Origin of the sequence: Kitasatospora sp. NPDC096128 (genome assembly GCF_040303105.1) — a bacterium.
In the GTDB taxonomy this organism is placed as follows: Bacteria; Actinomycetota; Actinomycetes; order Streptomycetales; family Streptomycetaceae; genus Kitasatospora.
Genome location: NZ_JBEOSP010000048.1, coordinates 36956 through 55777, shown reverse-complemented (window position 1 = coordinate 55777; position 18822 = coordinate 36956). Strand labels below are relative to the sequence as shown.

Sequence of the window (18822 nt, the reverse complement as noted above, 5' to 3'; positions counted from 1 at the left end):
CATGGCCAAGCGCATCGACGTCAGCGGACTGTCGGCCTACTACGGCACCACCAAGGCCATCGAGGACATCTCGATGAGCATCGAGCCCCGCTCGGTGACCGCCTTCATCGGCCCCTCCGGCTGCGGGAAGTCCACCTTCCTGCGCACCCTCAACCGGATGCACGAGGTGATCCCCGGCGCCCGGGTCGAGGGCAAGGTCCTCCTGGACGACGAGAACCTGTACGCCTCCAACGTCGACCCGGTCGCCGTCCGCCGTTCCATCGGCATGGTCTTCCAGCGCCCGAACCCGTTCCCGACCATGTCGATCTACGACAACGTGGTCGCCGGGCTCAAGCTCGCCGGTGTGAAGAAGAAGGCCGTCCTGGACGAGGTGGTGGAGCGCTCGCTGAAGGGCGCCAACCTCTGGAAGGAGGTCCACAACCGGCTGAACAAGCCGGGCGCCGGCCTCTCCGGCGGTCAGCAGCAGCGCCTGTGCATCGCCCGCGCGATCGCGGTCGAGCCGCAGGTCCTGCTGATGGACGAGCCCTGCTCCGCGCTCGACCCGATCTCCACCCTCGCCATCGAGGACCTGATCGGTGAGCTGAAGTCGCAGTTCACCATCGTCATCGTGACCCACAACATGCAGCAGGCGGCCCGCGTCAGCGACCGCACCGCCTTCTTCAACCTGGCCGGCGTCGGCCAGCCGGGCAAGCTGATCGAGCTGGACGACACCCAGCGGATCTTCTCCAACCCGTCCGTGCAGGCGACCGAGGACTACATCTCCGGCCGCTTCGGCTGAGCCGGACCCCAGCTGTCCCGCGGTGCTGCATGGCGGTGCCGCCGCGGGGCATGAAGAAGGGCCCGCCCCCGAGATGTGGGGGCGGGCCCTGTCTCTTGCTCGCCCGCTCGCCGCCGGGGCGGGGGCTCGCCCGCTCGCCGCCGGGGCGCTGGGACCCGGCCCTTCGGCTCGGGGCGGATCAGGCCGGTTCCGGGCCGGGGATCAGCCCCAGAACAGGTGGACGAACCAGTACATCAGCGCTGCGACGATGGCGGCCGCCGGCATCGTGATGAACCAGCCGAGCACGATGTTCTTGGCGACGCCCCAGCGCACCGCGCGGATCCGCTTGGTGGCCCCCACGCCCATGATCGCTGCGGTGATCACGTGGGTGGTGGAGATCGGCGCCTTGAAGACGAACGACGTGATGTACATGATCACCGAGGAGGTGGCCTCGGCCGCGAAGCCCTGCGGCGGGTCCAGCTCGATGATCTTGCGGCCGAGAGTGCGCATGATCCGCCAGCCGCCCGCGTAGGTGCCCAGCGAGAGCATGGTCGCGCAGGAGATCTTCACCCAGACCGGGATGTCGCCGGTGGTCTGGTGGCCGGAGATGGTGAGCGCCATGACCACGATGCCCATGGTCTTCTGGGCGTCCTGCAGACCGTGGGCCAGCGCCATCGCGGCGGCCGAGGCGGTCTGGGCGACCCGGAAGTTGCGCTTGGCCTTGTGCGGGTTGGCCCGGCGGAAGATCCACAGGATCGCCAGCATCACGATGAAGCCGCCGATCAGGCCGACCACCGGCGAGACGATCATCGGGATGACGATCTTGTCGAGGACCCCGCTCCAGATCACGTCGACGCCGCCGGCCAGGGCCGCGCCCACCATGCCGCCGAACAGCGCGTGCGAGGAGGAGGACGGCAGGCCGAAGTACCAGGTGACCAGGTTCCAGGCGATCGCGCCGACCAGGGCGGCGAAGAGGATCGCCATCCCCTGGTTGCCGGTGGGGGTCTCGATGATCCCCTTCGAGACGGTGTGCGCCACCCCGCTGCCCAGGAAGGCACCGGCCAGGTTCATCACGGCGGCCATCGCGAGCGCGGCCTTCGGGGTCAGCGCCCGGGTGGAGACCGACGTGGCGATCGCGTTCGCCGAGTCGTGGAAGCCGTTGGTGTACGTGAAGAAGAACGCAACGCCGATGACGGCGATGAGTGCAGCCATGTCCACGAGGGTCAGGACTCCTTGACGGCGATGGTCTCCACCGTGTTGGCGACGTGCTCGAACGCGTCCGCCGCCTCCTCAAGGACGTCCACGACCTGCTTGAGCTTGAGGACCTCGATGGCGTCGTACTGACCGGAGAACAGGTGGGCGAGCAGCTTGCGGTGGATCTGGTCGGCCTGGTTCTCCAGCCGGTTGACCTCGATCCAGTACTCGGTCAGGTTCGACATGCTGCGCAGGTTCGGCATCGCCTCGGCGGTGAGCTCCGCGGCGCGGGCCAGCACCTCGATCTGCTGCTCGATGCCCTTCGGCAGGGTCTGGATGTCGTAGAGGACGACCAGGTCTACGGCCTCCTCCATGAAGTCCATGATGTCGTCCAGCGACGAGGCGAGGCTGTAGATGTCCTCGCGGTCGAAGGGCGTGATGAAGGAGGAGTTCAGCTGGTGGAAGACGGCATGGGTGGTGTCGTCCCCGGCGTGCTCGGCGGCGCGCATGCGCTCGACGATCTCCGCGCGGGCCGACACGTCTGATCCCAGCAGTTCCAGCAGGAGCTTCGATCCGACGACGAGGTTCTCCGCGGCGGCGGCGAACATGTCGTAGAAACTCGTCTCCTTCGGGGTCAGGCTAAAACGCACGGAATTCTCCGATGTGCGGGGTACGGACTGAACGATGCTAGGTGCAACCAAGCGCGATCGCGCAAACGGGGTGGTGACCGAGGAGGCGGATCCTCCCCTTCCGTTCGGCTGTCGCACCGGCTGCCCCGGACCGCACCGCCAGGTGCGGCGCAAGGACTCAGTCTGACGGAACCTCGACGCGTTTGCCCCGTCCCGCGTGCGGAAGCCGGGGGCGCCGCTCAGACGGGTGAACCCCGCCACGACCCCCCACCAGGCCGTTCGGCACATGCCGGGTGCGCCGTCGGAACACCACGCGGGGCCCCGGTGTTGGACACTGGTGGCCGACGCAGCCACCAGGCACTCAGACGAAGGCGGGCCGATGACCACGACGCAAGCGCGCACCGAGCCGGACCCCGGGCCCGGGACCGAGCCGCAGGCCGGCGCCCCCGCCCCCGCGGGCCACGGCGGGCACGGCCCGCACGGCTACAGCGCGCAGAAGGACGCCCACCTCAAGCGGCTGCGCCGGATCGAGGGCCAGATCCGCGGCCTCCAGCGGATGGTGGACGAGGACGTCTACTGCATCGACGTGCTCACCCAGGTCTCGGCCAGCACCAAGGCCCTGCAGTCCTTCGCGCTCTCCCTGCTGGAGGAGCACCTGCGGCACTGCGTCGCCGCGGCCGCCGAACAGGGCGGCGTCGAGCTGGACGCCAAGGTGGCGGAGGCCTCGGCCGCGATCGGCCGGCTGCTGCGCAGCTGACGCACCCCCGGCGGCCCGGGGCGTCCGTCGGCCGCCGCCCGTCAGCCCTCGCCCGTCAGCCCTCGCCCTCCTGCTCGGCCCGGGCCGGGGCCACCCGGTCCAGCAGCACCTCGTCGATCCGTTCGGTCGGCAGCCGGTCACCGGAGCTGGCCGTCGCGGCGATCATCAGCTCGCCGGCCAGCTCGATCTCGTCGAGGGCCGCGTCGTCGTGGCCGCCGTTGCGGCCGCCCGTGGACGACACCACCTGCACCACCCCTTCAGTGCCTCGCCAGCCCGGGCGGCAGCCACCCGATGTCCAGCCTAGGCACTCCGGGGCCCGTCCACATGGCACGGACGGGCCATCTCGGCGCCGCCGAAACGGGTGGCCGTCGCTCCCCGGACGGCCACCCGCTCCGGCGGCGCCCCGTTCAGCCCCGGCGCCGGAGCGCTGCCCCGGCGGACTACTTCGGGCTCTCCGTCGGCTTCATCTGGTAGATGTCCGAGGCGGGCGGCTCGGCCGCCTCGACCGGCTTGCCGAAGTCCGACAGCGAGGTGGTCGAGGTGACCTTCACCTGGTCCTTGGCCTCCTTCGACCCGGCGACCCCGGCGAAGGTGAACACCTCCACCACCTTGTGCAGCCGTCCCTGGTCGTCCAGCCAGGCGTCGTAGGGGACCTCCTTGACGGTGAAGGTCTGCCCGCCCATCCGCAGGCCGTCCCCGCCCCGGCCGCCGGTGGCGTCGGCCGCCTTGGCCAGGTCCAGGGTGCCGCGGTAGTGGTGCAGCGGGGCGCCGTCCAGCGTCTCGGTGCCGACCAGGTCGGCCTTCTGCACCCCGCGCAGCGCCCCCGCCGCCGAGGCCGGGTCGGTGGCGCCGCTGCTGACCAGGTTGCCGTCCGGCAGCTGGCGCACGTCCAGCTTCACCCACTTGCCCTCGGGCACCTTGGCGCCGCTGTTCTGCAGGTAGACGGTGCCCGGCAGGACCACCTCGACGATCTTCCCGGTGGTCGCCGCGCCGGGCGGTACCTGGACCTCCAGCCGGCCGATCCGCTTCACGTAGTCGTAGCCGCCGGTCCCGGAGAAGGAGGCCTTCTTGTCGGCGGACTCCGTGACCAGCTCGGTGGCGACGTGCGCGGAACCGGTGCGGCCCGTGATGTCGGCGGCGTTGCGCACCGCCGTCAGCGGGTCGCCGGCCAGCTGGTCCGGGGCGTTCGACTGCTGGTCGGAGGAGCCGCCGCCGGAATGGCCGGAGCACCCGGCGGCCCCCGCGGCCAGCGCCGCGGCGAGCACGGCGGCAGCGGCCGCCGAGCGCAGGCGCGGCCCCGGACGGCGCGCCGGCCGACCGGTCCGCTGCTGGTCGGTCATCTTCATCCTCGCGACAACCCCCTCGGGCCCGACTGCCCGCCCGACTGCGGCACCGGGTGGGGCACCGGGAGGGCAGAGCTCTTTCCGGGCAAACGAGTTGGGTCGCGAAGGGTTACGGGTCCGGGTGGAACCGACGGGTGTCGCGCGGGGGCCGCCCGGCGCGTTACCGTGAACCCCGTGCACAGTGAGCTGCCGGCCGCCCCCGGCACCACCCCGATGCCCGAGCACCGTGTCGCGGTCAGCGAACGCGGCTCCTTCGCCTTCGCCACCTGCAGCTGCGGCTGGTACTCCGCCGCCCGCCGCTCCCGGGACCTGGCCCGCCGCGAGGGGGTCGGCCACCTCGCCGAGCACGGGGCCGAGGCCTCCGACTAGACCGTCCGGTCCGGCCGGGCGCCGACCCGGGCCCCGGCCCGGTCAGGCCGCGAGGTCGGACTCCGGCGGCTGCTCCTCCCGGCGCACCGCTCCCCGCCCGCGGCGACGGCCGCCCTGGGCGCTGCCGCGGCCGGCGGCGCCGCGCTCCGGCGCCCGGATCAGCGGGGCCACCGCCGTCCGGCCCAGCGCGTGGCAGAGCGGGACCAGCACCGCCATCGCGATCGGCGCCAGCAGCAGTACCACGGCGACGGCCAGCGCGAAGCCGCCGATCACGTCGGTCGGGTAGTGGACGCCCATGAACATCCGGCAGAAGCCCTGCAGCAGGGCCAGGCCCCCGGCGATCCAGCCCAGCTTCCGGTTCACCAGGAACAGCGACACCGCCACGGCCATCGTCATGGTCGAGTGGTCGCTGACGAAGGAGTGGGTGCCGGCCTTGCCGTCCACCAGCACCAGCAGCCCCGGGTGGTCGACGAAGGGCCGCGGCCGGTCCACGATCGCGGCGATCGGCAGGTTGGCCAGTTCGGCGACGGCCACCGAGAGCGGCACCCAGAGCAGCCCGGCGATCGCCACCGGCGCGTCCGGGCGGCGTCTGGCCTGCAGCCAGCCGACCAGCCCGAGCAGTGCCAGGCCGATCAGGATGCCGTACTCGCCGATCCACGAGACCGCGTGGTCCAGCCACTGCGGGGAGCGCTTGGCCAGGCCGTTGACGGCGTAGAGCAGACCGAGGTCGGGGTTGGTCGTGTCGGCAAGCGGCGTCGACACGCCGCACCTCCTTCTGGTCCGCTGCACCTGTTCGATCCCGCCGGGCCCGCCCGGCGCGCGAAGCTGACGAGGGGCCACCGGACCCAACGTCATCGCCGGGACACAGCGTTCCACGGAAACGCGCGGTTATGGAAACTTGACTCAGCGTCCACAGCCCGCACACAGATGGGACGGACGACTCAGCCGGTCCTGCCGGTTCCGGCGGATGCGTCGGCCCGTCCCGCGGCCGTCGGGGCGGGCGGGGCGGCGGCCGCCGGCTGGGCGGGGGCGGCCGGGGTGGTCGGCGCCGTCGTGCCCGGGCGGCTCGGGGCGTTGACCGCGCCGTTGCCGTTGTTGCCGCGGGTCGGCAGCGCCTGGGCGCCGTCCGAGGTGACCCGGGTCGCCCCGATGTACTCCCTGGTGTCGATCTTGTCGTAGCGGATCACCGCCCCGGTGTGCGGCGCATTGAGCATGTAGCCGCCGCCGACGTAGATCCCCACGTGGTGGATGCTCCGCGGGTCGCTCAGGTCCGTCGCGAAGAACACCAGGTCCCCCGGCCGCAGCTGGTCGCGCGAGGGGTGCGGACCGGCGTACCACTGGTCGTTGGCCACCCGGGGGAGCTCGATCCCCACCGTCTCGAACGCGGCACGGGTGAGCCCGGAGCAGTCGAACTGCCCGTTCTGCGAGGCCAGCCCCTCACCGCCCCACAGGTACGGCGTGCCCAGCTTGGTCTGCGCGAAGTAGATCGCGGCGGCCGACTGCGCGGACACCTCCACCGGCGCGGTCGGCGCGGCGAAACTGCGGGCCATCGCCTGGATGTTCCGGACGTACCCCTGGGTCTCCTTGTACGGCGGGATGCCCCGGTTCTTCGTCACCGCGTACGGTCCCGCGTTGTAGGCGGCCAGCATGTTGGCCTGGGGGTCGCCCGGCACACCGGCCACGTCCTTGGCGAGCGCGCAGTCGTACACCGCCGCCGTGGCGATCGCGTCGTACGGGTTCCAGACGTCCTTCTTGCCGTCCCCGTCACCGTCGGTGGCGTACACCGGCCAGGTGTCCGGCATGAACTGCGCCATTCCCTGCGCCCCGACCCCGGATTGGGCCTTGGGATCGAAACCGCTTTCCTGGTACAGCTGCGCCGCGAGCATCGGCGGGGAGATCTCCGGGCAGAGCGAGCCCCACTTCTGGATCGCGTCCTGGTAGGCCGCCGGGACGGTCCCCGGAGAGAGGGCGGAACGATTCGCCGTCAGCTGCGGCGTCCCACTCGCCGCATACGTCCCCATCGTCACCAGACCGAGGAACCCGATCGCGACAACTCCCGCAGCAGCGGCGGCCGTACCGCCCTTCCGGAGTACCATCAGCACCATCCCGACGAATCGTCAGTCGAAGTGTCCCGGAAGGCGTTGCTCACCGCAATCATCAGAGATACAAAGAGTGAGCGCTATCCTTCGTACGGTGGACATCCTCGCGTACGTGTCCGATGCCTCACGACCAATCCGCGAGAAGTAGCCAAGTCGACATCAGATCTGGCCAAGAATAGGCACCGACCCTTCGCGCGGGCGGGGTCCGGGCCCTTGAATTTGCCTGATCGGGCGGTGAGATGGAAATGAACCTGAGCAGCGTGCACACCTATGCGGTCGGCCACCTGGCCGAGGACCCCCCCAAGAAGCCGAATATCGACACCATCATCGGCGGGATCGCCCCGGACTGGGGCCCGTTCGCGAGCCTCGGGTCGGAGGCCCGGGTGATGGTCGAGGTCATCATGGCCGTCGCCATCCTCGTCTGCCTCGGCATCGCCGTCTGGGGTGCGGCCAAACAGCGGATCGGTGCGACCGCGATGCGCGACAGCTTCGGCGCCGAACAGGGCAAGGGGCTGATCATCGCCGGGCTGACCGGCGTGTTCATCATCGGATCACTCGGCACTCTGTTCACCATTGTCTACGGCATGGCTATCTGACGATCAGACAGCAGTGATCCGGCCCGCCTGAGGGCAGGTTCCCGCCCGGACCTCCCCAGTGGGCCGACCCGCCAGTAGTCCACCCCCGTTCCCACCCCCCGTCCGCGCCCGCCCCCGGACGGAGGGCCCCCGGAGCCGCCCCGGCTCCCCGCACCAGGAGGGCCGCCGTGCCGTTGTCCGACGACCAGCCGCACACCCGTACGCGGCTGCCGGTCGACGAACAGCCCTCCGCACTGCCGACCGCCCGTCAGTCACGGCCGCTGCGCACCCTGCTGACCGTCCTCGTCGTGGTCACCCTGCTCGTCGTGGCCATCTCCATCGCCAACCGCGGCAAGCCCGGCCCCGGCCCCGGCGGCAGCTCCGCCGACCGCGCGGCCCCCAGCGCCTCCTCCGGCGCCGGCCCGGCCCCCAGCGGCGACCAGCCCGTCGGCACCACCGTCAACGGCATCGCCTCCGGCTACCCGCACAGCGACCAGGGCGCCCAGTCCGCCGCCGCCAACTACGCGGTGGCGATCGGCTCCCCGGACATGTTCCGCACCGACAGCCGCCACACCATCGTCGCCACCATCGCCGACCCGGGCTCGGTCGGTGCCCTGCAGAGCCGCCTGGACCAGGGCTTCGGCGGCGACACCGCCGCCCGCTACGGCCTCGACGCCCAGGGCCGCGCGCCCAAGGGCCTCACCTTCGTCAGTCGCACCGTCCCGGTCGGTACCAAGTCGACGGGCTACACCGACGCGGACACCAAGGTCGAGGTGTGGTGCACCGGCCTCACCGGCCTCGCCGGCGAACGCTCCGTCCAACCGGTGACCGCCAACTGGTTCACCCTCACGCTCTCGCTCCACTGGACGGGGAGCGACTGGAAGCTCACCGACTACACCAGCAGGCAGGGCCCCGCGCCGATGCCCGGAGACCAGCAGGCCGCCACCGCCGAGGAGATCACCGGCGCCGTCCAGCAGTTCGGGGGGTTCCGCTATGCCCGTTGACCAGACCGATCGCCGTACGACCGCACGCCGTGCGGGCACACTGGCCGGTGTCTTCGCCACCTTGCAGGTGGCGGCGATGCTGGCGGCCCAGCGGGTGTTCGCGGAGCCGACGCCGACGCCGTCCGCCACTCCCACCTGCCAGAAGGTCGATCTTCCGATCCCGGGCAGCGATGCCGGATGCGCTCCCAACGGAGCCGTCGTCATCCCCGGCGGCGTCAGCAACGTCACCGACCCGCTCGGGTCGCTGGCCAAGGGCTGTGCCCAGGCGGCGGCGTGGGTGGTGCGGAACCTGTCGGGGGCGATCGACGGGACGACGTCGGTGGACTTCACCAACCAGTCGTTCCTGCAGCAGTACGCCGTGGTGTTCGCCGTGTCGACGGTGATCACGCTGGTGCTCTGGCTGCTCGCGGTGACCAAGCGGGCGGTGCGTGGGGTGCCGTTGACGACGGCGATCTCGGAGGCGGTCGGCTTCCTGTGGCTGACGGTGGTGGCCTCCGCGTTCACGCCGTTGATCCTGTTCACCGTGGTGAGCGTGACGGACGGTCTGACGAAGGCGATCGCGGTCGGGACGAAGTCGGACACCGGGACGTACCTGGGCGGGTTCGCCGACACCCTGGAGAAGGGGAACGTCGGCGGCGGCCCGCTGATCCTGGTGCTCGTGTCGCTGGTCGCGGTGCTGGCGGCGGCGGTGCTCTGGATCGAGCTGGTGATCCGGGCGGCGATGCTGTACGTGGGGGCGCTGCTGGGGACGGCGGTGTACGCGGGGCTGGTGGACCGGCAGTTGTGGAAGCACGTGCGCCGGTGGGCCGGGATGATGCTGGCGGTGGACCTGGCGAAGCCGATCATCGTGATCATCCTGGGGCTGGCGGGCGCGGTGGCGACCGGTGCCGGGGCCAACGACGACTTCGCCCGGGTGCTGTCCGGGCTGGCGATCCTGTTCCTGTCGATCTTCGCGAGCGCCGCGGTGTACCGCTTCGTCCCGACCTTCGGCGACGAGATGCTGAACATGCGCGGGGCCCGGGCCAGCGCGGTGCAGGCCGGCTCGGCGATGATCAACGGGACCGCGAACCTGATGAAGCAGGGCATCACCACCCACGGCGACCGCGGTCCGCAGGCCGGCGGCGGCGGGGGTGCGGGCGGCGGCTCGGTCGCGCCCGGCATCGCCGCGCACGCCGGCCGGACGCCGGCTCCGCCGCCGCAGGCCGGGCCGCCGCCGCAGGCCTCGGTTCCGAACCGCGACAGCAATCCAGCGAAGGGAGGGTGACGGGTAAGTGAGCAGCGAACCGCTCGGCCAGTACGGGGCCCAGTACGCCCAGCCGTACGTGCACCAGCGCCGTACCTACCTGATCGGCAAGGCCCGCCCGAACGCGGTGATCGGCCGGAACCGGGAGTCCGGCGAGATCATACTGATCATCTTCGGGGCGTTCCTCGGGATGCTCTGGGGTCTGCTGATGCCGGTCCTGCCGTTGCGGATCGCCGGCCTGCTCGGTCTGCCGCTGCTGGCCATCGCGGCGGTCTACGTGCCGTACCGCAAGCGGACGTTCTACCGGTGGGTGGAGATCAACCGCACCTACCGCCGGACGGTCCGCAGCGGGCGCGGGGTGTGGCGTTCGGACGCGATGGACGCGGGCACCCGGATGGACGGCCGCGAGGTGGAGATCGGCCCGCCCCCCGGGGTGGGGCGGCTGCGCTGGCTGACCGCGCCGTTCGGGCCGGACGAGGTCGGGGTGCTGATGCACCTGGAGCGGCGGACGGTGACGGCCGCGATCGAGATCGAGGGCCCGGGTGTCGGGCTGCGCGACTCGGAGGACCAGGAGGCGCTGGTCGACCGCTTCGGCACGCTGCTGAAGCACGTCGCCAACGGGGACGGCTTCGTGACCCGGTTGCAGATCCTGGCCCGCACCCTGCCGGCCGACCCGGACGCCCATGCCAAGGACGTCGAGCGCCGCGGCGACCACGACGCGCCGCGCTGGCTCCAGGACTCGTACGACCAGCTGCAGTCGATGGTGTCGACCTCCTCGGAGCAGCACCGGGCGTACCTGGTGGCCTGCATGCACTACACCCGTGACCTGGCCGCCGAGGCGCACGCGATGGGCCGCAGCGCCTATGACAACCGTGCGACCGGCGGGCGGGCCCGGGACGACGACGGGCTGGCGGCCGTGATGGCCCGCGAGCTGACCGACATCTGCGCCCGGCTGGCCGAGGCGGACATCCGGGTGCGCCAGCCGCTGGGCCAGGCCCGGCTGTCCTCGCTGCTGCACTCGATGTACGACCCGGACCACCCGATCGACCACATCCAGGCGATGTCCCGGCGCAACGCCTGGCCGGCCGAGCTGGACGCGACCCACCCGCAGTACCTGACGGCGAAGACCCGGGAGTCGGCGACCCGGGAGCCGTGGTGCCACGCCACCGCGTGGATCAAGGAGTGGCCGCTCACCCCGGTGGGCGTCAACTTCCTGGCTCCGCTGCTGGTGCACACCCCGGACGTGATCCGGACGGTCGCGGTGACGATGGACCTGGAGCCCACCGACGTCGCGATCGAGCGGATGCTGACCGAGAAGACCAACGACGAGGCGGAGGCCAGCCGAGCGGCCAAGATGAACCGCACGGTCGACCCGCGCGACCTGGCCCACACCGGCCGGGTGGACCAGCGCGGTGACGACCTGGCCTCCGGCGCGGCCGGGGTGAACCTGGTCGGCTACATCACGGTCTCCTCGCGCAACCCCGACGCGCTGGCCCGCGACAAGCGGACCATCCGCGCCTCGGCCGGCAAGAGCTACCTCAAGCTGGAGTGGTGCGACCGCGAGCACCACCGGGCCTTCGTCAACACCCTGCCGTTCGCCACCGGCATCCGCCGCTGACCGTCGCGCCGGTCCCCGCCCGGGCCGGCGCTCGTCCACCCACTGCGCTCGTCCACCCCTAGCTGACACCAGGAGGCCGCCCATGGCGCTCGGCAACCTCACCGACGCGTTCACCAGCCTGATGTTCGGCAAGGTGGAGACCACCCGGCTGCCGGTACGCACCTCCACCGGCCAGGCGCAGGCGGTCTACCTGCCGACCGCCGCGCCGGGGCTGGGCGACTCGGGCGTGATCATCGGACGCGAGGTGTACAGCGGCAAGGGCTACGTCTACGACCCCTTCCAGCTGTACGGGCAGCAGCTGCCGGCCCCGCACTGGCTGGTGCTGGGTGAGTCCGGCAACGGCAAGTCGGCGCTGGAGAAGACGTACGTGCTGCGGCAGTTGAGGTTCCGTGACCGGCAGGTCGTGGTGCTGGACGCGCAGGGCGAGGACGGCGTCGGCGAGTGGAACCTGATCGCCAACGCGCTGGGCATAAAGTCGATCCGGCTGGACCCGATGGCCGCCCGGGACGGCGGGGTGAAGCTCAACCCGCTGGACCCGGCGATCACCCAGACCGGGCAGCTGTCGCTGCTGCGCACCATCATCGAGGTGGCGATGGGGCGCGGGCTGGAGGAGCGGGCGGGCTTCGCGCTGAAGGCCGCGCACGCCCATGTGGTCTCCTCGGTGAAGGACCGCCAGCCGGTGCTGGACGACATCATCGACACCCTGCGCAGCCCCGAGCTGTCCTCGGTGGAGTCGCTGGGCGTGGCGGTGGACGAGGTGCAGTCCTGGGGTCTGGACGTGGCGCTGGTGCTGGACCGGCTGGTCGACGGCGATCTGCGCGGCATGTTCGACGGCCCGACCACCGACGGCATCGACCTGGACGCCCCGCTGATCGTCTTCGACCTCTCGCACATCGACCGCAACTCGATCGCGATGCCGATCCTGATGGCGATCGTCGGGGTGTGGCTGGAGCACACCTGGATCCGGCCGGACCGGAAGAAGCGCATCTTCCTGGTCGAGGAGGCCTGGCACATCATCAACAGCCCCTTCGTGGCCCAGCTGTTCCAGCGGCTGCTGAAGTTCGGCCGCCGGCTCGGGCTCTCCTTCGTGGCGGTGGTGCACCACCTGTCGGACGTGGTGGACGGCGCGGCGGCCAAGGAGGCCTCGGCGATCCTGAAGATGGCCTCCACCAGGACGATCTACATGCAGAAGGCCGAGGAGGCGCGGTCCACCGGCCGGGTGCTGGGCCTGCCGCGCTGGGCGGTGGAGATCATCCCGACCCTGTCGCCGGGCATCGCGGTCTGGGACGTCAACGGCAACGTCCAGGTGGTCAAGCACATCATCACCGACACCGAGCGGCCGCTGGTGTACACCGACCGCGCGATGACCGAGGACGCGGTCGCCGAACGGGTCCGGGCGGAGCGGCAGTTGGCGGCCGAACCGGGGGTCTGAGCGGGGGCCGCCGGGAGGGGGTCGGGCGAGGGCCCGGGAGGGGCCGCGGAGATCGTGCGCAGGCTTTCCGTCCCGGCCGGAGGGCGATGGTTCGTCAGCAGGTAATCCTCTCGTTACGTTCGAGGTCCTGACAGCTACGCGCGTTGACCCTAGGCTGCACTCGCGCAACACATTGCCCACGCGCCGGTGCGTTCCGCCGCCGCGTGCTCCTCCGAGGTGCAGGGGACCCCTCATGCTCACCGTCAGATCCCGACGGGCGGCGTTCGCCGTCGTCGCCGCCGCAGGTCTGTTCGGCACGGTGGCCGTGCCGACGGCCGCCCAGGCCGCCGATGCCAACGCCAAGCGTCACAAGACCGTCAACCTCCAGCTGCTGGCGATCAACGACTTCCACGGCAACCTGGAGCCCCCGGCGGGCTCCTCCGGCACGGTCAAGGAGGTCGACCCGGCGACCGGTCAGGTCGTCTCGACCCCGGCCGGCGGCATCGAGTACCTGGCCACCGAGCTGCGCAAGGCGCGGATCCCGGCCGACGACTCGATCACCGTCGCGGCCGGCGACATCGTCGGTGCCAGCCCCCTCACCTCGGCGCTGTTCCACGACGAGCCGACCATCGAGGCGATGGACAAGCTCGGCCTGGACGTCACCTCGGTGGGCAACCACGAGTTCGACCAGGGCGCGGCGGAGCTGCTGCGCAAGCAGGAGGGCGGCTGCCACCCGACCGACGGCTGCTACGAGCCCGGTCGCACCTTCAAGGGCGCCAACTTCAACTACCTGTCGGCCAACGTCACCGACGAGCAGTCCGGCAAGCCGCTGCTGCCGCCGTACTGGGTGACCAAGTCGCAGGGCGTGAAGATCGGCTTCATCGGCGTCACCCTGGAGGGCACGCCGAACATCGTGACCGCCGAGGGCGTCAAGGGCCTCAAGTTCGCCAACGAGGTCACCACGATCAACAAGTACGCCGCGGAGCTGAAGGCCAAGGGCGTCAACTCGATCGTCGCGCTGATCCACGAGGGCGGCTACCCGGCCAGCAGCGTCTACAACTACGACTGCGGCCCGGCCGGCCAGGGCGTCTCCGGCCCGATCGTCGACATCGCCCGGAAGATCGACCCGGCGGTCGGTGCCATCGTCACCGGCCACACCCACAACGCGTACGCCTGCAGCATCCCCGACCCCGACGGCGTGCCCCGCTCGGTGACCAGCGCTGCCTCCTTCGGCCGGCTGTTCACCGAGATCGACATGAAGCTGGACAAGACCACCGGCGAGATCGTCCGCCCGTCGGTCAAGGCCGAGAACCACGTGGTCCGGCGCACGGTCGAGAAGGCCCCGGACATGACGGCGCTGATCGACCACTACTCCAAGCTGGCCGCCCCGAAGGCCAACCGGCCGATCGGCTACATCTCCTCGGACATCAACGGCCGCGGCAGCAGCGACCTGGAGAAGCCGCTCGGCGACGTGATCGCCGACGCCCAGCTGGAGGGCCTCGCCCCGGCCGCCAAGGGCGGTGCCCAGGTCGCCTTCATGAACCCGGGCGGGCTGCGCTCCGACCTGGTCTACAAGGCCTCGGGCAGTGAGGGCGACGGGGTGGTGACCTATGGCGAGGCGTTCACCGTCCAGCCGTTCACCAACATGATGCAGGTCAAGACGCTGACCGGCGCCCAGCTGGTCCAGCTGCTGCAGCAGCAGGTGAGCGGCCTGAACGACGCGGCGCCGAAGATCCTCCAGGTGTCCTCGAACCTCCACTACACCCTGGACATGCGCAAGACCGGCGCGGACCGGGTGGTCCTGGACTCGATCCGGCTGAACGGTGCGCCGGTCGACCCGGCCGCCAAGTACCGGGTCGCCGCCAACGAGTTCCTGGCCGGCGGCGGCGACGGCTTCCCGGCCTTCGCGGCCGGCACCGACAAGCTCGTCGGCGCCTCCGACCTGGACGTCTTCACGGCCTACCTGACGGCCCACAGCTCGGCGGGCTCGCCGCTGAAGCCGCCCGCGCAGGACCGGGTCAAGGTTCTCGGCCCGGGCAGTGACATCGACTGACGGTGAGCCGGATGGGTCCCGGAGCGGGGCCCTCGGACGGGCGGGGCGCTGTCGGGGCGCCCCGCCCGTCCTGTTCTCCCGGCGGCTACTCGGGGGCGGGGCCGCCGGGAAGGCGTACGGTCGCCAGCGCACCGGGACCGCCGTCCTGGGCCGGGCCCAGGGTGACCTCGCCGCCCGCCTCCCGGACACTCTGCGCGACGATCGACAAGCCCAGGCCCGAGCCCGGGAGTTGGCGGGAGGAGGGGGAGCGCCAGAACCGGTCGAAGACGTACTGCAGTTCGTCCGGGGGAATGCCCGGACCGTGGTCGCGGACGGTCAGCACGCCTTGCTGGAGCCGGACTTCGATGGTGCCGCCGGGCGGGCTGTACTTCACCGCGTTGTCCAGCAGGTTGATCACGGCGCGCTCCAGGCCCGCCGCGTCGCCGTGCGCGTACCAGGGGTCGACGGTCGTCTCGAAGACCAGCCCCGGGCCGCGGAGCTTCGCCCGCTCGACCGCCCGCCCGGCGATCTCGTGCAGGGCGACCACGGTCAGGTTCGGCCCGGCCTTCGGGGTGTCGGGGCGGGACAGCTGGAGCAGGTCGCCGATCAGCACGGTGAGTTCCTGCATCTGGGCCTTCATATTGCCCAGCAGCTTGGTCTTGGTCGCCGGGGGCAGCGGGCGGCCGGTGTCGTTGCTGCGGATCAGCAGGTCGACGTTGGTGCGCAGCGAGGTGAGCGGCGTCCGCAGCTCGTGGCCCGCGTCGGCGATCAAACGGGTCTGGCGCTCGCGGGAGTTGGCGAGGGCGGTGCTCATCGAGTTGAAGGACGTGGACAGGCGGGCGATCTCGTCGTCCCCGTTCACCGGGATGGTGGTGCCGACTTCCTCGGTGCGGGCGATGTGCTCGACGGCGTCGGTGAGTCGGTCGACCGGCTTGAGGGAGGAGTGGGCGACGAGGCGGCCCGCGACGGCGGCGAGCAGGATGCCGCCGAGGGAGACGGCGCCGAGGAGGATGGCGAGGCCCTGGAGGGAGTCCTCGATGGGCTGGGTGGGGGTGGCGACCATCACCAGTCCAGGCTCCGGAGCATGTCCGGGGCTGCGGAGGACGGCCGGTGCCACACGGACCAGCGCAGGATCGCCGTTGGTGTACCTGCCGTTCCGAATGATGGACTGTCCGCCTTTGAGCCGGGCTACGGAGGCGTCGTCCGGTGAGATGACGATAGCCCTGGTCGCGTCTCTCGGAAGGCAGACCGCCATGGGATTGACCGCCACGAACTGGGTGTCTCTCGGGGCCGAGCCGCCGGGATCCGGCACGATGCCCTCGCGCTGTACCTGTTCCAGCGCGGCTTCCGGGGTTGCGGGGCAACTGCTGGCGAAGAGCGGTCGAGGCAGTGGCGTACTCGCCAGATCCGTCCGGACCTGGTCGTAGAGCTGCTTGTGCACGATGAACCAGCACGCCAGTGCCGACAGTGCGATCGCCACCGCCACCGCGGCCGCAGTCATGAACGTGAGGCGGCCGCGCAGCGAGCGGGAGCGGTACCAGTGGACGAGGCGCCGGCGTCTGCTGGGCACCACCCGGGGTGGAGCCAGCGGCGGGGGCGGAAAAGCGCTCACGCGCTGGTGCCGACGGCCGGGCGGAGGGCGTAGCCGACGCCTCGTACGGTCTGGATGAGGCGCGGCATGCCGCCCTGCTCGGTCTTGCGGCGCAGGTACATCACGTACACGTCCAGGGAGTTGGAGGAGGGCTCGAAGTCGAAGCCCCAGACCGCCTTGAGGATCTGTTCGCGGGTGAGGACCTGTCGGGGGTGGGAGAGGAACATCTCCAGCAGCATGAACTCGGTGCGGGTGAGTTCGACGGGCTTGCCGCCGCGGGTGACCTCGCGGGTGGCGGTGTTCATCCGCAGGTCGCCGAAGGCGAGGACCTCGCTGTCGTCCTCGGCGGCGGCGCGGGCGGCGGCCTCGGTGGCGAGGGCGTTGCGGCGCAGCAGGGCGCGGACGCGGGCGAGGAGTTCGTCGAGTTCGAAGGGCTTGGCGAGGTAGTCGTCGGCGCCGACGTCGAGGCCGGTGACGCGGTCGCCGACGGCGTCGCGGGCGGTGAGCATCAGGACGGGGACGGTGTCGCCGCGGGAGCGCATCCGGCGGACGGCGGTGAGGCCGTCCATCCGCGGCATCATGATGTCCAGCAGGACGAGGTCGGGCTTGTCGCGTTCGACGGACTCCAGGGCTTCGTAGCCGTCGGTGGCGGTGGCGACCTCGTAGCCCTCGAAGGCGAGGCTGCTCTCCAGGGCGTCCCGGAGGGCGGGTTCGTCGTCGACCACGAGGAGCCGGGCGGAGGGGTGGCCGGCCTCGGCGGGGGTGCGGTCGTCGGCGGACGGGGTCATGGGCTGGTGCCCTTTCTCGTCGGGTGGAGGGCCTGCTGGGTCCTGCTGGGTCTTGCCGGGTCTGCTGCTGGCAATTGTCCGCCTCGCGGATGCTCACCGGTTCCTACGGATTGTGGCTCACAGGCTCTGGCCGGCTTCGAGCTTCGGCAGGACCTGCTTGATGTCGTTCATCGGGATGGCGAAGCCGAGGCCGACGCTGCCGGCGCTGCTGTTGCCGGAGTTGCCGGAGCCGCTGGGCGCGTACATCGCCGAGTTGATGGCGATGACCTGGCCGTGGGCGTTGATCAGCGGGCCGCCGGAGTTGCCGGGGTTGAGGGCCGCGTCGGTCTGGAAGGCCTTGTAGGTGGTGGTGCTGCCGCTGTTCTGCGGCTGCTGGGCGCCGCCGCGCAGGCCGGGCAGGCCGGGCAGGAAGGGGAGGCCGAAGCCGCCGTTGCCGCTGGTGGAGCCCTCGTCGAGCTGGACGGTGACGTCGCGGTTCTCGGCGCTGATGATGCCGGAGGTGACGGTGCCGGTGAGGCCGTCGGGGTTGCCGATGGCGACGACCGGGTCGCCGATGGCCACGGTGGAGGAGTCGCCGAGGACGGCGGGGGTGAGGTTCTTGGCGCCGCTCGCGGTGATCACGGCGACGTCGAGGTTCTTGTCGGTGCCGGTGACGGTGGCGGAGGCGGTGGAGCCGTCCTTGAAGGTGACGGTGATCCGGCCGCCGTTCGAGGCGGTGTCGATCACGTGGTAGTTGGTGAGGATCTGGCCGCTGGTGTTCAGGACGACGCCGGTACCGGTGGCGGTGCCGTTGCTGTCCTTGACGGTGATCTGGACGACGCTGGGCGAGACGGCGGCGGCGATGGCGGGCACGTTGGCGGTGCCGTCGGTGCGGGCGGAGACGGGGCTGGCGATCGCTGCGACCCGGGTGTCGGAGGACTGCCGGTCGGCGGCGATGACCCCGCCGGTGACCCCGCCGATGACGGCGGCGATCGCGGCGACGGCGGTCACCAGGGCGAGCCGTCCGCGCAGCAGTCCGCGCCGGGCCCGGCCGCCGTGGCCGCCGTGGTTGCCGGGGCCTTCGGGGCCCGAGGGTTGTCCGAACAGCGTGGGCGGCACGGGCGGCATCGGCGGGGGAGGGGGCGTCGCGTCGAAGGCGCCGCCGGAGTGGTCCTCGCGGTGGCCGTGCCCGGCGTACGGGTCGGCGGTTTCCTCGCGGTGGCCGTACCCGGTGCGCGGGTCGGTGCCGCCGGTGCCGGAGCCCAGCACGGTGCCCTCGATGACGCGGGGCTCGTACGGACCGTACTGCTCGCTGGGGTTGTGCCGCTGTTCGCTCATGCCGACCAAGCTCCGCCTGGTGGATGAGGACCGGATGAGAAGCGGCTCAGAACGCGGCGAGAAGCCCGTTGACTTCTCATAAAGCCTGGTCAGGC

18 protein-coding genes are annotated in these 18822 nt (G+C 71.3%); 9 read left to right on the top strand and 9 right to left on the bottom strand.

Annotated elements, in window-relative coordinates; genetic code table 11:
- The first annotated feature begins 1 nt into the window (after position 1).
- A complete protein-coding gene (pstB, locus tag ABTY61_RS35290) occupies positions 2 to 778 on the top strand; it encodes a phosphate ABC transporter ATP-binding protein PstB (RefSeq protein ID WP_045692274.1) in 777 nt (258 codons plus the stop codon).
- 201 nt (positions 779 to 979) lie between these two features.
- Here pstB and ABTY61_RS35285 read toward each other — a convergent pair whose 3' ends face one another.
- Together ABTY61_RS35285 and ABTY61_RS35280 are read right to left on the bottom strand one after the other, a co-directional pair.
- Positions 980 to 1975: an inorganic phosphate transporter gene (locus ABTY61_RS35285; RefSeq protein ID WP_350509259.1), complete on the bottom strand. Its 996-nt coding sequence runs from the start codon at positions 1973 to 1975 to the stop codon at positions 980 to 982.
- A gap of 5 nt (positions 1976 to 1980) precedes the next feature.
- Complete coding sequence (locus ABTY61_RS35280) at positions 1981 to 2601, bottom strand: DUF47 domain-containing protein (protein WP_030059626.1); 621 nt, start codon at positions 2599 to 2601, stop codon at positions 1981 to 1983.
- A 358-nt stretch (positions 2602 to 2959) separates the two neighbouring features.
- Here ABTY61_RS35280 and ABTY61_RS35275 point away from each other — a divergent pair, with 358 nt between their 5' ends.
- Positions 2960 to 3337, top strand: a complete 378-nt coding sequence (locus tag ABTY61_RS35275; RefSeq protein ID WP_350509258.1) for a metal-sensitive transcriptional regulator — start codon at positions 2960 to 2962, stop codon at positions 3335 to 3337.
- Between the two features lie 55 nt (positions 3338 to 3392).
- On the opposite strand, the gene ABTY61_RS35270 is transcribed toward ABTY61_RS35275, so the two are convergent.
- Together ABTY61_RS35270 and ABTY61_RS35265 are read right to left on the bottom strand one after the other, a co-directional pair.
- On the bottom strand, positions 3393 to 3581 hold the full coding sequence (locus ABTY61_RS35270; protein ID WP_350509257.1) for a hypothetical protein: 189 nt from the start codon (positions 3579 to 3581) through the stop codon (positions 3393 to 3395).
- A 196-nt stretch (positions 3582 to 3777) separates the two neighbouring features.
- Entirely contained in the window at positions 3778 to 4677 is a 900-nt protein-coding gene (locus ABTY61_RS35265; RefSeq protein ID WP_350509256.1) for an SCO4651 family lipoprotein, read from the bottom strand.
- Positions 4678 to 4854: 177 nt separating this feature from the next.
- Here ABTY61_RS35265 and ABTY61_RS35260 point away from each other — a divergent pair, with 177 nt between their 5' ends.
- Positions 4855 to 5049 (top strand): hypothetical protein, encoded by a 195-nt coding sequence (locus ABTY61_RS35260; protein WP_350509255.1) that lies wholly within the window; start codon positions 4855 to 4857, stop codon positions 5047 to 5049.
- Between the two features lie 42 nt (positions 5050 to 5091).
- On the opposite strand, the gene ABTY61_RS35255 is transcribed toward ABTY61_RS35260, so the two are convergent.
- Positions 5092 to 5811: a phosphatase PAP2 family protein gene (locus tag ABTY61_RS35255; RefSeq protein ID WP_350509254.1), complete on the bottom strand. Its 720-nt coding sequence runs from the start codon at positions 5809 to 5811 to the stop codon at positions 5092 to 5094.
- Between the two features lie 179 nt (positions 5812 to 5990).
- Positions 5991 to 7145 carry a C40 family peptidase gene (locus ABTY61_RS35250; protein WP_350509253.1) on the bottom strand — a complete coding sequence of 385 codons (1155 nt, stop codon included), beginning with the start codon at positions 7143 to 7145 and terminating at the stop codon, positions 5991 to 5993.
- 248 nt (positions 7146 to 7393) lie between these two features.
- Here ABTY61_RS35250 and ABTY61_RS35245 point away from each other — a divergent pair, with 248 nt between their 5' ends.
- The 6 genes from ABTY61_RS35245 to ABTY61_RS35220 all read left to right on the top strand — a co-directional run bounded on the left by ABTY61_RS35245 (position 7394) and on the right by ABTY61_RS35220 (position 15052).
- A complete protein-coding gene (locus ABTY61_RS35245; protein ID WP_350509252.1) occupies positions 7394 to 7744 on the top strand; it encodes a DUF8827 family protein in 351 nt (116 codons plus the stop codon).
- 167 nt (positions 7745 to 7911) lie between these two features.
- Positions 7912 to 8727: a hypothetical protein gene (locus tag ABTY61_RS35240; protein WP_350509251.1), complete on the top strand. Its 816-nt coding sequence runs from the start codon at positions 7912 to 7914 to the stop codon at positions 8725 to 8727.
- Entirely contained in the window at positions 8717 to 9991 is a 1275-nt protein-coding gene (locus ABTY61_RS35235; protein WP_350509250.1) for a hypothetical protein, read from the top strand. Before ABTY61_RS35240 ends, ABTY61_RS35235 begins: the two co-directional genes overlap by 11 nt.
- A 7-nt stretch (positions 9992 to 9998) precedes the next feature.
- Complete coding sequence (locus tag ABTY61_RS35230) at positions 9999 to 11588, top strand: SCO6880 family protein (RefSeq protein WP_350509249.1); 1590 nt, start codon at positions 9999 to 10001, stop codon at positions 11586 to 11588.
- Positions 11589 to 11670: 82 nt separating this feature from the next.
- Positions 11671 to 13020, top strand: coding sequence for an ATP-binding protein (locus tag ABTY61_RS35225; RefSeq protein WP_350509248.1), 1350 nt, complete (start codon positions 11671 to 11673; stop codon positions 13018 to 13020).
- Positions 13021 to 13252: 232 nt separating this feature from the next.
- The gene (locus tag ABTY61_RS35220) at positions 13253 to 15052 is read left to right on the top strand and encodes a bifunctional metallophosphatase/5'-nucleotidase (protein WP_350509247.1); all 1800 of its coding nucleotides are present in this window, start codon (positions 13253 to 13255) and stop codon (positions 15050 to 15052) included.
- A gap of 85 nt (positions 15053 to 15137) precedes the next feature.
- On the opposite strand, the gene ABTY61_RS35215 is transcribed toward ABTY61_RS35220, so the two are convergent.
- The 3 genes from ABTY61_RS35215 to ABTY61_RS35205 all read right to left on the bottom strand — a co-directional run bounded on the left by ABTY61_RS35215 (position 15138) and on the right by ABTY61_RS35205 (position 18727).
- A complete protein-coding gene (locus ABTY61_RS35215) occupies positions 15138 to 16601 on the bottom strand; it encodes a HAMP domain-containing sensor histidine kinase (RefSeq protein WP_350509246.1) in 1464 nt (487 codons plus the stop codon).
- 38 nt (positions 16602 to 16639) lie between these two features.
- Complete coding sequence (locus ABTY61_RS35210; RefSeq protein ID WP_350509245.1) at positions 16640 to 17410, bottom strand: response regulator transcription factor; 771 nt, start codon at positions 17408 to 17410, stop codon at positions 16640 to 16642.
- 117 nt (positions 17411 to 17527) lie between these two features.
- A complete protein-coding gene (locus ABTY61_RS35205) occupies positions 17528 to 18727 on the bottom strand; it encodes a S1C family serine protease (protein ID WP_350509244.1) in 1200 nt (399 codons plus the stop codon).
- Positions 18728 to 18822: the final 95 nt, after the last annotated feature.

What these genes read in the sequence shown, in the direction of transcription:
- ABTY61_RS35235 (WP_350509250.1), top strand. Translation starts at nt 8,717, where the DNA reads ATGCCCGTTGACCAGACCGATCGCCGTACGACCGCACGCCGTGCGGGC.
- pstB (WP_045692274.1), top strand. Translation starts at nt 2, where the DNA reads ATGGCCAAGCGCATCGACGTCAGCGGACTGTCGGCCTACTACGGCACC.
- ABTY61_RS35220 (WP_350509247.1), top strand. Translation starts at nt 13,253, where the DNA reads ATGCTCACCGTCAGATCCCGACGGGCGGCGTTCGCCGTCGTCGCCGCC.
- ABTY61_RS35265 (WP_350509256.1), bottom strand. Translation starts at nt 4,677, where the DNA reads ATGACCGACCAGCAGCGGACCGGTCGGCCGGCGCGCCGTCCGGGGCCG.
- ABTY61_RS35250 (WP_350509253.1), bottom strand. Translation starts at nt 7,145, where the DNA reads ATGGTACTCCGGAAGGGCGGTACGGCCGCCGCTGCTGCGGGAGTTGTC.
- ABTY61_RS35225 (WP_350509248.1), top strand. Translation starts at nt 11,671, where the DNA reads ATGGCGCTCGGCAACCTCACCGACGCGTTCACCAGCCTGATGTTCGGC.
- ABTY61_RS35205 (WP_350509244.1), bottom strand. Translation starts at nt 18,727, where the DNA reads ATGAGCGAACAGCGGCACAACCCCAGCGAGCAGTACGGTCCGTACGAG.
- ABTY61_RS35210 (WP_350509245.1), bottom strand. Translation starts at nt 17,410, where the DNA reads ATGACCCCGTCCGCCGACGACCGCACCCCCGCCGAGGCCGGCCACCCC.
- ABTY61_RS35245 (WP_350509252.1), top strand. Translation starts at nt 7,394, where the DNA reads ATGAACCTGAGCAGCGTGCACACCTATGCGGTCGGCCACCTGGCCGAG.
- ABTY61_RS35275 (WP_350509258.1), top strand. Translation starts at nt 2,960, where the DNA reads ATGACCACGACGCAAGCGCGCACCGAGCCGGACCCCGGGCCCGGGACC.